The organism is Novosphingobium sp. 18050 (genome assembly GCF_902706195.1).
Taxonomy (GTDB): domain Bacteria; phylum Pseudomonadota; class Alphaproteobacteria; order Sphingomonadales; family Sphingomonadaceae; genus Novosphingobium.
Genome location: NZ_CACSJO010000006.1, coordinates 198,171 through 212,708 on the forward strand (window position 1 = coordinate 198,171; position 14,538 = coordinate 212,708).

The 14,538-nt window shown below is 64.1% G+C and carries 16 protein-coding genes; 4 read left to right on the forward strand and 12 right to left on the reverse strand.

The window, feature by feature from the left end; genetic code table 11:
* The 6 genes from GVL61_RS08940 to GVL61_RS08965 form a co-directional block, all read right to left on the reverse strand.
* Nucleotides 1–768 carry a hypothetical protein gene (locus tag GVL61_RS08940; protein ID WP_159979103.1) on the reverse strand — a complete coding sequence of 256 codons (768 nt, stop codon included), beginning with the start codon at nt 766–768 and terminating at the stop codon, nt 1–3.
* The gene (locus GVL61_RS08945) at nt 758–1,027 is read right to left on the reverse strand and encodes a cytochrome C oxidase subunit IV family protein (protein ID WP_159979105.1); all 270 of its coding nucleotides are present in this window, start codon (nt 1,025–1,027) and stop codon (nt 758–760) included. The genes GVL61_RS08940 and GVL61_RS08945 overlap by 11 nt, the downstream gene beginning before the upstream one ends.
* Nucleotides 1,020–1,589, reverse strand: coding sequence for a cytochrome c oxidase subunit 3 (locus GVL61_RS08950; protein WP_235037589.1), 570 nt, complete (start codon nt 1,587–1,589; stop codon nt 1,020–1,022). Before GVL61_RS08950 ends, GVL61_RS08945 begins: the two co-directional genes overlap by 8 nt.
* Complete coding sequence (locus GVL61_RS08955; protein ID WP_159979107.1) at nt 1,582–2,316, reverse strand: hypothetical protein; 735 nt, start codon at nt 2,314–2,316, stop codon at nt 1,582–1,584. The genes GVL61_RS08950 and GVL61_RS08955 overlap by 8 nt, the downstream gene beginning before the upstream one ends.
* A gap of 49 nt (nt 2,317–2,365) precedes the next feature.
* On the reverse strand, nt 2,366–3,526 hold the full coding sequence (locus GVL61_RS08960) for a phosphotransferase (RefSeq protein ID WP_159979109.1): 1,161 nt from the start codon (nt 3,524–3,526) through the stop codon (nt 2,366–2,368).
* Between the two features lie 77 nt (nt 3,527–3,603).
* Entirely contained in the window at nt 3,604–4,593 is a 990-nt protein-coding gene (locus GVL61_RS08965) for an AraC family transcriptional regulator (RefSeq protein WP_159979111.1), read from the reverse strand.
* A 148-nt stretch (nt 4,594–4,741) separates the two neighbouring features.
* Here GVL61_RS08965 and GVL61_RS08970 point away from each other — a divergent pair, with 148 nt between their 5' ends.
* The gene (locus GVL61_RS08970; RefSeq protein ID WP_159979113.1) at nt 4,742–5,596 is read left to right on the forward strand and encodes a metal-dependent hydrolase; all 855 of its coding nucleotides are present in this window, start codon (nt 4,742–4,744) and stop codon (nt 5,594–5,596) included.
* Nucleotides 5,597–5,603: 7 nt separating this feature from the next.
* On the opposite strand, the gene GVL61_RS08975 is transcribed toward GVL61_RS08970, so the two are convergent.
* The 3 genes from GVL61_RS08975 to GVL61_RS08985 are packed head-to-tail and all read right to left on the reverse strand — an operon-like array spanning nt 5,604 to nt 8,069.
* Nucleotides 5,604–5,813 carry a hypothetical protein gene (locus GVL61_RS08975; protein WP_159979115.1) on the reverse strand — a complete coding sequence of 70 codons (210 nt, stop codon included), beginning with the start codon at nt 5,811–5,813 and terminating at the stop codon, nt 5,604–5,606.
* A 44-nt stretch (nt 5,814–5,857) separates the two neighbouring features.
* Nucleotides 5,858–7,423 (reverse strand): NAD(P)/FAD-dependent oxidoreductase, encoded by a 1,566-nt coding sequence (locus GVL61_RS08980; RefSeq protein ID WP_159979117.1) that lies wholly within the window; start codon nt 7,421–7,423, stop codon nt 5,858–5,860.
* 10 nt (nt 7,424–7,433) lie between these two features.
* Nucleotides 7,434–8,069, reverse strand: coding sequence for a TetR/AcrR family transcriptional regulator (locus GVL61_RS08985; protein WP_235037590.1), 636 nt, complete (start codon nt 8,067–8,069; stop codon nt 7,434–7,436).
* 116 nt (nt 8,070–8,185) lie between these two features.
* Between GVL61_RS08985 and GVL61_RS08990 the strand changes: the two genes are divergently transcribed.
* Nucleotides 8,186–9,127, forward strand: a complete 942-nt coding sequence (locus GVL61_RS08990; RefSeq protein WP_159979120.1) for an NAD-dependent epimerase/dehydratase family protein — start codon at nt 8,186–8,188, stop codon at nt 9,125–9,127.
* A 25-nt stretch (nt 9,128–9,152) separates the two neighbouring features.
* Here the strand turns inward: GVL61_RS08990 and GVL61_RS08995 are convergent, their stop codons facing one another.
* Nucleotides 9,153–10,559: an FAD-dependent oxidoreductase gene (locus tag GVL61_RS08995; RefSeq protein WP_159979122.1), complete on the reverse strand. Its 1,407-nt coding sequence runs from the start codon at nt 10,557–10,559 to the stop codon at nt 9,153–9,155.
* Between the two features lie 38 nt (nt 10,560–10,597).
* Nucleotides 10,598–11,704, reverse strand: coding sequence for a Gfo/Idh/MocA family protein (locus GVL61_RS09000; RefSeq protein ID WP_159979124.1), 1,107 nt, complete (start codon nt 11,702–11,704; stop codon nt 10,598–10,600).
* Nucleotides 11,705–11,943: 239 nt separating this feature from the next.
* Between GVL61_RS09000 and GVL61_RS09005 the strand changes: the two genes are divergently transcribed.
* Entirely contained in the window at nt 11,944–13,050 is a 1,107-nt protein-coding gene (locus GVL61_RS09005) for an alkene reductase (RefSeq protein ID WP_200844680.1), read from the forward strand.
* A gap of 45 nt (nt 13,051–13,095) precedes the next feature.
* Here GVL61_RS09005 and ppk2 read toward each other — a convergent pair whose 3' ends face one another.
* Nucleotides 13,096–14,010 carry a polyphosphate kinase 2 gene (gene ppk2 / locus GVL61_RS09010; protein WP_159979126.1) on the reverse strand — a complete coding sequence of 305 codons (915 nt, stop codon included), beginning with the start codon at nt 14,008–14,010 and terminating at the stop codon, nt 13,096–13,098.
* 95 nt (nt 14,011–14,105) lie between these two features.
* On the opposite strand from ppk2, the gene GVL61_RS09015 reads away from it, so the two are divergent.
* Nucleotides 14,106–14,300: a hypothetical protein gene (locus GVL61_RS09015; RefSeq protein ID WP_159979128.1), complete on the forward strand. Its 195-nt coding sequence runs from the start codon at nt 14,106–14,108 to the stop codon at nt 14,298–14,300.
* Nucleotides 14,301–14,538 lie beyond the last annotated feature (238 nt).

Consider the following 14,538-nt stretch of genomic DNA (forward strand, 5'->3'; position numbering starts at 1 on the left):
TCAGAACGGGCCGAAATGCAGCGCGACCAAGGGCCCGCGCGCGTCGAGGGCAAGGCCCAGGTCGCTTTCGGGATTACGCGGTGTGATCCGCTCACGCGCCCAGCGGTAACCGCCGACCAATGAAATCTTGGGCGCAAGTCGATAGCCGGCAAGCAGGACAAGGTCGCGGCTGGTGAAATCGCCCGGCCCCGCCACGCCCACCGTACCGCGTGCCCGCAAGGTCAGCGACCGGGTCACGCGCGCCTCCACAAGTGCGCCGACCATCCCGGTCGTCCAGCCGCGCTCCAGGGCGATCTCGGCCGGCGTATCGGGATTGAGCACGCCCTTGAGGCGATTGTGGCGCACCCCGGCGAGAGGCGCGATCTCCATCGCGCCCGCCTTGATGCGGGGACCTGCCAGCGCTTCGAAGGAGGTCAGTTCCGCCCGGGTCTCAGCCCCGGACAGTGGATCGAACGAACGCTCGGAAAAGCGGGCCCAGAGGACGTGGCCCGAGGCGATGAAGCCAGGGGTGCGCACGTCGCCGTAACCCATGAAGCCTACCTTCACGCCGCCGGCAATGTCGGCCGCCGTAATGTCGAGAGGCACAGCCAGCGGACCCTTCCGCATCGAGCCCTTGAAATCAGGCGCCCAAACGAACGGCACCACATTCACCTCGATGGGGGAGGTGCTTTCTCCCCCCTCTTCGGCAAGCGCGGCGCAAGGCGCCGACAGGGCCAACGACCACAAGGCCGCCTTGCTGCCTACCTGCCACCAGCGTTCAACCGACATGGCCGTACCACAACGTCGGCAATGCCGCGCCCAGCGCTATCACCCATATCTCCAGCGGCGCGCGCAGCGCCCACGGCGCCTCGCGCACGTCCATGAAATGGAGGACCACGGTGCGGATCTTGACCAGCGCGATGACGATGACAAGCGCGGTTCCCGCCCCCGCCTGCCCCAGCCACTGCAAACCACTTTCGAACGACAGCAATGTCAGCGCCACCAGCACCGCCCACCATATCAGCAGCTTGCGATCGCCCTTATCCATGGCTCCCTCCCGCCAGATAGAACAGCGCGAACAGCATGATCCAAAGCAGGTCGACCAGGTGCCAGAACAGCCCTGCACACTCGGCCAGCATGGTCCGCGAGGGCGAAGGCTCACGCGAGGCGACGAACGAAAGATAGGCCAGTCCGCCCGAGCCGATCAGCACATGCACCAGATGAATGCCGGTGAAGGCGAAGTAGTACATGAAGAAATCGTTGGTCAGCGGGGTGATGCCGTGGCTGAACTTCGCGGTATATTCCGCCGCCTTCAGCGCGGCGAAGATCGCACCGCAGGCCAGTCCCGCACGGAAGAACGTCCCGTCACCGGGCTGCCCCTCGCGCACACGGCGCACGCCCAACGCGACGAACAGGCTGCTGGTGAGCAGGACCAGCGTATTGGCCAGCCCGATCCCGCGATCAAGCATCAGGTGCGACTGGCTGAACACTTCGGGCTGTTGGCTGCGGTAATAGGCAAAGATCAGGAAGAACAGCGAGAAGACCAGCATCTCGCCTCCGATCAGCACCCAGATCCCGGCTTCTCCCGGGATACGGCGCGGCTCAGCCATGGCGCTTGGCTTCTGCTGCCTCGGCCATTTCCTGGCGCTTAATCGCTGGCAGCATCACCAGCATCGTCAGCGTCATCCAGATTCCGAAGATCGAGAACGGAATCCAGTACACCAGCAATCCATTCCACGCGAACGGCCCGGTGCGCGGCAGGAACCCGAAAGCACCCACCTCGAACATCAGCGCGGTCCAGATCACATAATAGCCATACCAGCGCGGAAACGGATTGAGCGCATGGCCCCGACGCGACAGTGCCAGATAGGCGATCGGCACCATGTTGAAGATGAAGAACTGGTCGGTCGTCACCAGCGTCAGGTTGCCCAGTTCGTGCATCAGCAGGGTGATCTCGGCGGGACGGCCGGGGCTGAACGCAGCCACGCCCCAGAACAGCGGCGGCAGGACGAGGAAGATCGTCATCATCATGCCCCCGCCGAACTGGAGGATCGACCAGACCGGAATGCCCTTCTCCAGCCGCACGCAGTGAGCCACCAGCACGACGTAGATCGGGATCGCAAACGCCGCGCACCATGAACAGAGCACCGCTCCGATGCGGATCGGAAGGCTGTTAGCCTGATAGAACGCAGCCACCTGCGCGGCAGTGTCCGTCGCCGGGTTCAGCGGCAGCAACCGGATCAGCAGCCAGTAGCTGAGCCCGAACATGATCATCATCGCATAGCCCCACCAGAGCATGAAACGCTGCGCGCGGGCGCTGATCGTTGGATATTCCATCAATTTCCTCCCCCTGTCCGCCGCGTTCCATCGCGGCCGGACGGTAGCTTTACGCGAATGCGGTGGCCGAACCTGCGTCGCCCATGGCCGCGCCGATGCGCGTCAGGAATTCCACCGTAGTATCGCGCGGCTGCATGTCCGGCAGGCCATCTGGCGGGCACAGCGTCACCAGCCACCAGCTCAGCGCGGTCCACAACTGCTGGCGATAGTGCAGCCAGGCCTCCTCCATCGTCACGCTGGGACCGCCGTGGCGCTCGAGTTCCGCAAGGTAGTAGGCGATGAGATCACGTTCCCAGGCGCGGCGATCCTCGATCTTGAGCGCGGTGGCAATCGTATAGGCAAGGTCGCGCGACCAGTGGCCCGCGTTCGAGCACTGCCAGTCGCCAAGGCCCATCTCGCCGTCCCAGGCGACGTACCAGTTCTTGAGATGCACATCGCCGTGGGTGATCGTGCGGGGAAGCTGCCCATGGCGTTCGACCGACTGAATCATGAGGTCCCACATACCATCCTCGCCCAGCGCGACGACGTCGGCGGGCAGGATGTCGCAGGCCTCGTGGAAGGCGCGCCGAATTCCGGATTCGAGCCCGAATTCGCAGGAACGGTAGTAGAACTCCTCCCAGGTGGGCATCTGCTCAAGGCTGGCGGCAACCTCGCGGTTGGCATAGCCGGAGGCATGGAGGCGCGCCAGAAGGCGCATCTGGCTCTCAGCGCGGGCACGGTCCATGGGCGTACCATCGTCGCAGAAAGACTTAACCGAATCGGTGATATCGCCCAGCATGATGAGCGAATTGCACGAGACCGGGTTCCATTCCGCGAAATAGGAAACCGGCACTTCCATCTCTATATGCGGGCGGAACAGATTGTAGAAATTGACCTCGCCCTTGGCGCCGCCCGACACGCCCAGAACCATACGGTTCGACAGGTCGTGCGAGGCCTTGCAGAACAGCTTGGTCGGCAACCCGTGCGCGATCCCGGCCTCGTTATAAGCAACCGTTACCCGGCGTCGGTTCGACGATCCGTTATCCGGCGCGCCCAGCGTAAATGCGGTGACCTTGGCGCCGCTCGCCGCGCCGCACAGCGCTTCCGTCAGCCATTCCTCGGTCAGTTCCTCATAACTGCGCGGCAGCTCTGCGGTGGTCGTGACTTTCTGGAAGCCTCGCGCCTGATCGGCGGCAAAAGCAGTCTGGATCTGTTCGAGGACTTCGGACATCTTCTCTCCTGGCCAGTTCTGCGGGCTTGTCGGAGGCCCGATGCTGTCATGCCGACGGTATATGGCGGGCAAATATATTACGCAAGCGAACCTTTTTCCTTTTTCGACACCTGCCGCCAACGGCCTATCGGCATTCCCGTCCATGCCAGGAACGCCCGCCGCAGGCCGCTTTCGCTACGATAGCCAAGTAGATGGGCGACCTCTGCAACGCTCATCCGGTCCGATCGCAGAAGCTCCAGCCCAGCAGTGCGGCGATAGTCGGACAGGACCTGTTCGAAGCTCACGCCCTCCTGCGCCAGGCGCCGCGACAACGTGCGCGCACTCATCCCCAGATGACGGGCCGTAGAGGCAAGGCGCGGTAATTCGCCCGGCCGTGCCATGAAGCTCCCGCGCAGTCTTGGGGACAAATTCCCTTCGCTTCGGCTGGAGGGTTCACGCAGTCGACCGCGCAGGAGATCGAACGTCTCGGCATCGCGCGCCACTTGCGGCAGGGCCAGCGCCGAGGCCGGCCCGGTTACTACCGCAGCGCGCTGCTCGAAGCGTACGTGCGAGCAGAGGAAACGCTCGTAATCAACGCCTTGCGCGCGCGCAAACGGCAGTGCCACCTCGAAGTCCGCAAGCTCGGCTCCGGTTGCCTCGCGGGCGAAGGTAAAGAACGTGGCGACCAGTTCCTCTACCACGAAACGCGCCAGTTTCGGGGCGAGAAACGGCATCGGGCTGAACTGGGTGCGCCAGCGTGCGGCGGTGCCTTTCCCGCTCACCCGGCTCGACATGTTTGCCAGTTCCCCGGCCATTTCGGCATGATGTTCCCACGCCGCCAGCGTTTCCCGCAGGTCCGCCGCACTCAGGATAAGGTGGCCGATGATGCCCAGTTCCGCGAGGCGGCGACCTGCGCCGACTTCCAGCGCCATGGCCGGCGGCGCCTGCATGGCAACCGCAGCGAGCGAGTGGAGATAGGCCAGCGCATCGACCGGACCCTCGAGTTGCCAGTCAGCGCCGCTCTGCCCGAGATACCCGGCATAAATCGCCAGCTTGCGCCGACGCATCTCGAATATGCGCTCCGACATCCCTTGCGCCTCTCTCCGGCGTCTGGCGTGATTTGCACAGACATTGGCGCGGTCCGCACAGGATTGCAAATTGTTCGTAAGCGAACCCTATTCCATATCGAGAGGGCTACCGCCCTGCATCAGGGCGGGCATCCCGGAAGGTTCGACCATGCAAGTGCGCAAGCCCGATCTCCTCACGCAGGGCGACGCCATCATCTGGTCGAGAACACCCGAAGTCGCCTTGTTCTTCAATGCGATGTCGGCGGTAATTCCTTACGTCGAACACTACCTCAACAACGTCGTCGACGAAGTGCGCGCGGACCATAGCGAAGGCGACCCGGCCCTACGCGCGATGCTCGGCGAATTCATCCGCCAGGAAACGGAACATTCGAAGCTGCACGCCCGCTTCAACAAACGCCTGTTCGATGCCGGTTACGGCGAATTGAAACCCCTGCTACGCAAGATATCGGACGAGTTGCAGTCGATCCGCGGCCGCCATTCCCTTGCCTTCAACGCTGCCTACTGCGCCGGGTTCGAAAACAGCGCGACATTCAGCGCTGCTTACCTGCTGGGCCCGGGCCTGCCCTTGTTCGAGGGCGCCGACCCCGCAGGCGCCAACCTCATCCTGTGGCACGTGGCCGAGGAGTTCGAGCACCGCGCGGTCTGCCATGAGGCGTTCCACGCGGTTTCGGGCAGCTACTTCCTGCGGCTCTGGGGACTGGCCTATGCGTTCGTTCACGTGAACTATTCGTTCAAGCGCGCGGGCGACGTGATCTTCCGCATCCATCGTCAGGGCATGAGCCGGGCTCAGGTGAAAGCGTCGAAACGGCGTTTCCGCAGGTTCCTGCTCGGTCAACTCGGCTACATGGCGCCCCGGATGCTGCAATTGCTGCACCCGCGCTTCGATCCGGCAAAGCTGGAAGTACCCGAGGCGATCCATGCCGCGCTCGCTCATTTTGCAGGGCCAGGGCCGTTCGCCGAAAACTACGGCGACACGGCCATGAAAACGGCAAGAGTTGCGTAACTCCCCCTCAGTTCCCCTTGCGGAACAGCATCGAGACGACGAAGGCCATCGTCTTCACATCCAGCAGCTTGAGCGCCTTGCGCGCCTCGGCAGGAGTCAGCACGGCGCGCACCGGCAGGGTGCCCATGATCTCGCCGTGGATGACCAGTTCGCTGCCGTCGCGCTCGATCTTCTCGACGGTCATCAGGTTCTCGTAGTCCTTGGTCAGCAGTTGCATCGTCTTGTCCTCTCAAATGTCGTCGTTTCAGGGCTGCGCGAGGCTCACCAGTTCACGAAACCCTTGGCGTATGGGATGCCCATTTCCTTGTAGATCTTCATCGCAGACGCGCGGCCGCCCAAAGTGGCAAGGCCGCCCGGGTGGGTGGTGCAGCCGGTCAGGAACAGGCCCGAGATACCCGGCACCTGGTACTGCGAAAGCTCCGGCGTAGGCCGCGCGCCCATCAATTGCTGCGCGGTCATGGCAACGCCCATGATGTCGCCCTTCTTCATGATGCGGCTGTGCGCGGCATGATCGGGCGGGCATTCGATCAGGCGGCCAAGCACCTTGGAATGGTCGATATTGTGGGTGAACTTGCAGAACCAGTCGAACAGCGCATCAGCCGCACGCTGCTTGTCGACAGCCCAGCCATCGCGCGTCTCGAACGGGGCGAAACAATAGAGGTAAAGCGCGGTCATGCCCTCGGGCGCGCGGGTCTTGTCGAAGTTCGACTGCGGGCCGCCCAGCGGCTGCAACACGTCGTAGGGAAACTCGCCCCGACGATAGGACTGGAACGGCCGCATGAAGTTGTCCCAGTCCGGCTCCATGCATTCGACCAGGATCGCCTCGTCATAGGCTTTACCGCCGATCCACTCGATGCGCTCGGACAGGGCGATCTGCTGGTTGATGGCGCCATATTCGCTCAGTTCCACCTTGGAGGCGCGCTCGGCGATGCCCTTGTCGACGCCCGGAACCATAGCGCCGATGTCCCAGGGGTGGATGTTGGCGACCACTGCCTTACCGGCGCTGATCGTCTCTCCGGTATCGGTGACGACGCCGGTAATCTTGCCCGACGCCCCGACCAGTCGCTCTACGGTGACGCCGGTGCGCAGTTCGCCGCCGTGGTGTTTCAGGCAGTCGATCAGGGCGTTGGTCACGCTCTTGGCGCCGCCTACCACGGTGGCCATCTCGTATTTGTGCCCAAGGCCCAGGATCAGGTACATTGTGAGGCCCGTGCCGGGATAATCGGGGGCGCTCATCACTTCCGATGCCCACTTGGCGAGGTGCACCTTGACGTGCGGGCTTTCGAACCGGGCGTTCAGGAAGTCGATCACGTTGCCTTCCAGCTCGGCGCGGATCTTGCGGCCCTTCTCGCTGGCGTCGAGCAGCTTGATGAAGCCGTCATGCGGCATCGGCGGCATGAAGAAACCGCGCGACAGCAGCGGCATCAACTCGTTCGCTTCCTCCACAAGCTGGGTATAGGCGCGCGCGTCACGCTCGGAAAAGCGGGCGATCTCCTTCACCGCGCGGTCGAAATTCGTGTAGCTGATCAGACCCTCACCATCGGGATAAAGCGAGGCGAACGGCGCCGGAGCATAAGCGAATTTTAGGCCGAAGCGGGTTTCCAGCTCCAGTTCGTCATCCTTGATCGCCGGGTTTGCCAGCAAAACGAGGTACCCCATCGCGTGCGGATCGTGGGTAAAACGCGGGTCGGTATGGACCGACACTACACCGCCCCCGCACTGCTCCTCGCGTTCGAGAACCAGCACCGAAAGCCCCGCCTTGGCAAGATAACAGGCGGTCGTCAGCGAATTGCTGCCGGCGCCGACTACGACAATATCATGCGACATTCGACATCTCTCAATTGTTGTTTGCTTGTGTTCCAAGGATGGGTTGCAGCAGCGAGCCGACCGCATGGCGCAGTTCCTCGCGGAACATGCCGAGGTCTGGCGAAAGCAGGCCCTTGCGGACCATGAACTGGCGCGAAACGACCGTCGTGGCGATGGCGCCGGAGAGTGCCAGCAGGCGGATTTCGTCGCGCACGGTCAGCGCTCCGTCGCCTGCCATGCCCGCGCGCATCAATTCGTGGATCGGCTCGACCAACCGGACGAAAACGTAGTCGAAACGCTCGTCCTGCCGCACGATCTCCGACAGGATGAACTGCGCACTGGCCGGGTGCGCGCAGAAGATGTCCAGCAGGCGCTCAACCGCCTCGACCAGCGAACCGCAGGGTAGGAACCGCGCTCCGTCAAGTGCGGACAGCAACCGGTTCGCTACGGTATCCACGCATGCCTGCCACAGCTTCGCCTTCGACCCGAAAACATGGACGATCAGCGCGGCGTCGACCCCTGCTGCCCCGGCAATGCGGCGCAGGCTGGCGCCTTCGTAACCGGCCTGCGCAAAGGCCACGATCGCCGCTTCCAGCACCCGCCGCGCGCCCGGCGTATCCGGGATCGGGGCAGAGGCAGGAGCGCCTTTCGATTCGGTTGTTCGCATCATCACCTTTGTATTCAACAGACGTTGAATACGGTCAAGTGGTTCGCTTGTGAATTATATGCTTGCGCTCGACGGCGGTGAACTTACGTTCGGCGCCGGTGGAGCGGAGCAAAAACATGAAAGTCCTGGTCTTCGGCGCAAGCGGGTACATCGGCAGCCATATCACCCGCCATCTGGCGGACAGCGGCCATCGGGTGACCGGCTTCGCGCGCAATACGGCAAGCGGCGGCGTGATAGAGCAACTCGGGGCAACAGCGCTGCTCGGCGATCTGAACGACACCGCCAGCATCGCCGCCATGGTCGGGGATCACGATGCGGTGATCTGGGCCGCACAACTAATGCTGGAGGATGAGCAGCGGGTCGTCGGCGCGCTGATTGACGCTCTGGCAAAGTCAGGCCGGGCGCTGATCTTCACCAGCGGCACCAGCGTCATGTCGATCCCCACCGGCGGCGACTGGGACGAGCGCAGCTTCGCCGAGGACGAACCTTTCGAGCCGCGCCGCCAGATCGCCCCCCGGCTGGAAATCGAACTGGCGGTGCGCGAAGCCGCGCAGCGCGGCGTGCGCGCCATGGTCGTGCGCCCCCCCATGATCTGGGGCAACGGGGGCTGCCGGTTGATCTCGGACTTCTACCACTCCGCGCGGGCTACCGGAGCAGTGTGCCACATCGGACGCGGGCTGAACGTCTATTCCAACGTCCATGTTGAGGATCTGGCCGAACTTTACCGCCTCGCACTGGAGAAGGGACAGCCCGGCGCGCTCTACTTCGCGGTGGCGGGCGAGGTATCCTACGGCGTCATGGCCAAAGCCATCGCCGAAACCCTGGGAACCGGCACTCGCAGTGTCACTGTGGAGGAAGGCTGCGCGATTTGGGACCGCTTCATGGCCCGGATCGTCCTGTGTTCATGCAGCCGCCAGCGTTCGCCCCGCGCCCGCAGCGAACTGGGCTGGCAGCCGCAAGAAGACCGGCTCGACATCCTCGAAGAATGCCGCAACCCGGCCTATGCGCAGGAAAGCGAGCGCGCGCTGCCATCGTGGGTGCGGCCGGGCACGGGCTGAACCCCGCGCCCCGGCCGCGCACGGCTCATGCCGGTTCGCGCACCGACAGCGCAGCATTCGCCGCCTCCGCCCCGGCAAGACGGCCGAAGACCATCGCATTGCAGATGCCCATGCCGCCGCCCGCATAGCGCTTGCCCACGGTGCAGCCCAGCACTTCGCCCGCCGCATAGAGGCCGGGGATCGGGTCGCCCTGCTCATCCAGCACCCGCGCCTGCCCGTCGATGTTGAGGCCGGCGCCGGTCTGCCCGATCACGCTGGCACGCACCTCGCGGGCATAAAACGGCGCGGTGCGAACCGGGAAGCGGCGCGGCATCTGCTTGAAGAACTGGCCGTCGGCGCCGGCATCGCAATCTGCATTATAGCGCGCGATGGCCGCTTCGAGCCCCTCGACCGGCACGCCGACCAGCGCCGCCAGTTCGGCGACCGTGTCGGCCTTCTGGATGCGCCCGTCCGCCGCCGCCTTGGTCAGCAGGTTGTACTCCCAGGTCGGCATGGCTGTGCCCGAGTGATACGGATCGGCAAAGCGCATGTCCTGACTGCCTTCCTCCAACGCAACATGGTCATATACCGCGAAGGCATGACCGCCCGCCTGCGCGTTGATCTGATAGCCCGAAACGGCATAGGGCGACGCCTCGTTCATGAAGCGGCGCCCCTGCTCGTTCACCAGCATGATCCATGGCGGCAGGAATGCTTCGATCCATTTGCCCAGCCCACTTGTCGGCAGCAGCAATCCGCTGTCCTTGCCGACGATCTCGGCGTGTGCCTGCTGGCCAAGAGTGATGCCGTCACCCAGAATAAAGGGCGCGTCCATGTGCACCGCATAAGTCCAGTCGCCGTGACGCGCGGCGGTGGGATACCACTGCGCGATCATCTCCGGGCTATTGCCGAAGCCGCCGGTGGTAATGATGACGGCATCGGCGCGCAGTTCCTCGCCTCCCGCCTCGACACCGACAACGCGGCCGTTCTCGATCAGCAGCCTGTCGACCCGCGTGCCAAGCGCGGTTTCCACGCCCTCGGCCCCTGCGGCATTGACGAGCGCGGGTGCCACGCCAAGGCTGGGGTGGCCGCGCGGCACTTCCTCCACGCCCGAACACAGCAGGTAATCGGCAGGAAATTCAACACCCAGCGAGATCAGCCATTCGAGCGCAGGACCGCTCTCGTCCGACATGATCCGGGTGATGCGCGGGTCCGTCTCATGCGCGGCCAGCGTCATCAGATAGCGGTACATGGCATCGGGCGTGTCCTCGATGCCGCGCGCCTTCTGCACGCTGGTACCGCCCGCGAACATGACAGCCGCAGAAAGCGCGGTAGCGCCGCCAAGTTTGGTGTCGGCTTCCAGCACCATGACGCTGGCACCGGCCCGGCGCGCCATGATGGCCGCAGCCAGCCCGGCCCCGCCGCCGCCCACGATGATGACGTCGAAATCGCTCATTACCCGTTCCTCTCCAATCTGTTTTTTTTGCTTTGTCGTCAGACCGCTTCGCGGCCGCCGCTGCGCGCGGCGCGTTCGACCGCGTCGATCACTCGGTGAATGCGCAGGGCATCTTCGAAACTGCGAAATTCGCCGGTAGCGCCCCGGATATCGCGCGCGACGCTGCGATAGGCGTAGGCGACATTGCGGGCGACGCCTTCTTCAAGTGCTACCCCGTCCAGATAGCTATCCGGCACCGGCAGCGGTTCGAGCGCCTGCGCATCGCCCCGCCCGCCCGCAAGCGCTACCGGGAACATCTGGACATGACCGCACAGGCCCGTCACCTGGATGTCGCCCTCGGTGCCGTTGATTTCGAGCAGAAGGTTGGTCCCTCGCGACATCCCGCCGCGGAAATGGACCGAAAGCGGCGCCCCGCCATCATAGATGCCCTGCACCAGCACCTGGTCCGGCGCGGTGAGCGGCAGGGTCTCACCTGTTTCGACCACGGTCGCTTCACGGCGCAGGTATTCGATCCTTGCCGACACCTCTACCGGCAGGCCCAGCACCATGTCGAGCGCCGCCATCGTGTGGCCGAAGGGGATCGTCAGCATGGTCGCGCCGATCTTCTCGTCGAGCGAATAGGCATTGGCCTGGTCGACGTACGCCCCCCAGGCCATGCCCGAGGCGACGAGGCTGACAGACTGCACCTTGCCCACATAGTCCTGCGCAAGCAGGTCCCGCAGGTAGCGGAATGCCGGCGCCGCAGCCGCCTGGTTGCCAATAAAGCCGCGTGCGCCGCTGCTGCGCTGCGCCTCGGCCATTTCCTCGGACTGGGCCAGGCCGTGGCCCAGCGGCCATTCGCAGTAGACGTGCTTTCCGGCGGCGAGCGCGGCAGTGGCGATTTCGTGATGGAAGGGTACTTTCACCGCCACCACCACCAGATCCACGGCGGGATCGGCGATCAGCGCCGCGTGATTGTCATAGACATTAGCGACCCCAAACGCCGCGCCAGCGGCCCGCGCCGTCTCCATGCGCGTGGTCGAAACGGCGGCTATGTGATATTCGTCCAGCGCCTGCAGAGCGGGCACGTGCGCCATCGCCGCCCAGCTCGCATCGGGATTGGCGCCAACGATGCCCACGCCTATCTTGCCTTCGGCCACGTCCATCTCTCCATCCTGTTATGATTCAAGCTGCTGCCCCAAGGGATAGGTTCGCTTGCGTCCTATATTCCCTTCTAGGCACCGTGAAGCGATCTTGCCAAGAGGGATTGTCCCCAGCGCCTGTTCTTTGCGCCAAGGTCCTTCGCCGCATCGGCCAGTTACCGCGTTTACCGCAATTTATAGTATGCATACGAACCATATTCCCTTATGCGCGTCCTCACCGCAAGAATGAGGACTAGCCGCGAATGAGCATCGACCCGTTGTTCCAACCCGTAACCCTGGGCACGCTGGAACTGCCGAACCGCATCATCATGGCTCCCCTCACCCGCGCCCGAGCCGATCTGGGCCACGTGCCCACCGCGATGATGGCCACCTATTACGCCCAGCGTGCGGACAGCGGACTGATCGTTTCGGAAGCGACCGCCGTCGATCCGCTCGGCATGGGATGGTATCGCGCTCCCGGCATCTGGACCGACGAGATGGTGGCGGCATGGCGCCGCGTCACCGATGCTGTCCACGCGGCCGGTGGCCGCATCGTCTGCCAGCTGTGGCACATGGGCCGGCTGGTCCTGCCCGACTATCTGAACAGCGCTCTGCCCATCGCCCCCTCCGCCATTGCCGGCGAGGGTGAGACGTTCGCGCCGCGCGCCGCGGGCGACACCAGCCTGCTGCTGCCGATGAAGCCCTACGTCGTCCCGCGCGAAATGAACGAGGACGACATCGCCCGCGCCGTCTCCAGCTACGGACGGGGCGCCGCCAATGCCATGGCTGCCGGCTTCGACGGGGTCGAGATCCATGCCGCCAACGGCTACCTTATTGACCAGTTCCTCCAGTCGCGCACGAACCTGCGGAGCGATGACTACGGTGGCAGCGTTGAGAACCGCACCCGCTTCCTGCGCGAGGCGATCGCAGCGGTGACCGCGCATGTTGCCCCGGGCCGCGTGGGCCTGCGCATCAGCCCGACCAGCGCGCGAAAGGGCATGGGCGACGAGAACCCGCAGCTACTTGCCCGAACCATCGGGAAGGCGGCGCAGGACGCAGGCCTTGCCTATGTCCACCTGATCGAGCCGATCTCCTCGGGCTTCATGGAAAAGCCCGAGCGGCCGGTGATCGAAGACCTCCGACGCGATTTTGCAGGCGCCGTCATCCAGAACGGCAGCTTCGACGGGCCTGCCGCTTCGGCTTGCATCGCCGCCGGACAGGCCGATGCGATCTCGTTCGGGCGGCCTTACATCGCCAACCCCGACCTTGTCGAACGCCTGCGCGCAGACCTGCCGCTTGCGCCCGCCAATTTCGATTATGCCTATGTCGGCGAGGAAGCCGGCTATACCGACTACCCGGCTGCGACCTGACCAAGCGGCCCCTGAAGCGCTGCTGCGATCAGGGGCCGAAGGTCGTCAGAAGGCGTCAGGCACGTAGAGTTCTTCCGGCACCGGCTGGCGGATATAGTCACTGTTGCGCACGCGGTCGGGCAGCACCACCGGCGCGCGGGGCACGTCTTCGTAGGGAATCTGTTCCAGCAGGTGGGCGATGCAGTTGAGGCGCGCGCGCTTCTTGTCCACCGCTTCGACGACCCACCACGGCGCCTCCGGGATGTGCGTATGCTCCAGCATCGCTTCCTTGGCGCGGGTATAGTCCTCCCACCGGCGACGCGATTCCACATCCATGGGAGAGAGCTTCCACTGCTTGAGCGGATCGTGGATACGCATGTTGAAGCGGAACTGCTGCTCGTCGTCGGTGATCGAGAACCAGTATTTCAGCAGGATGATCCCCGAGCGGACGAGCATACGTTCGAATTCGGGAACCGAGCGGAAGAACTCCTCCACGTCGTTCTCGTCGCAGAAGCCCATCACACGCTCCACGCCCGCGCGGTTGTACCAGCTGCGGTCGAACAGCACGATCTCACCCGCTGCGGGCAGGTGCGCGACGTAGCGCTGGAAGTACCACTGCGTGCGCTCGCGCTCGCTGGGCGCAGGCAGCGCCGCGACCCGGCAGACGCGCGGGTTGAGCCTTTGGGTAATGCGCTTGATCGCGCCGCCCTTGCCGGCGGAATCGCGGCCCTCGAACAGCACCACGACTTTCAGGCCCTTGTACTGGACCCATTCCTGCAGGCGCACCAGTTCGTGCTGGAGGCGGAACAGTTCCCGAAAATAGATACGGCGGTCGAGCTGTGCCTGCTCCGGATGCTCGGACATGTCATCCAACAGCGATTCCAGGCGGCTTTCGTCGATCTCCATTTCCAGCTCCTCGTCGAAGCTGTCGGCGATTTCCGCCTTGATGCGGTCCATCTCGAAACCATGGGGCGGGTTCATCGCTGGGTTCCTCGTGTGCGTGGCACCATTGTTTTTGCCGCACTTGCATGACATCCGGGTTACGAACTGGCCGAATGGAGAAATGCAGTAGAAACATGCTGGAACTGCGCGCGCCGGTAATTCAAAAATCGAGACAAATCACTCATGCGCGCATTCGGCATTATTGCCGCGACATGTGCCGCGCCGTCCTGAGTTACCACGACTGCTCGATGGGGACGCTCTCTCCGGTGCATGACGGCTTCATCACCGACGACAACAGCTTCTCGCTGCGGCGGCCGTATCGGGCTTGAAATTTTCCGAAGCCGCGTCCGGCAAAAGCCTGCAACCAGTCCGCCCGTGACGACTTCCAATAATGGAGACCGTCATATGCGGGGCCGGGAGCGGGCCTTGCGAAACTGGGGAAAGCAATGAAATCGACCTGGCTGATCGCCGCACTACTGTTCACCTGCGGCGGACCTGCCCTTGCCCAATCCGCCGCTACCCAGGCCACCGCGCCGATCCCGGCCGCCAACCGCCCCCGTGTAGAGA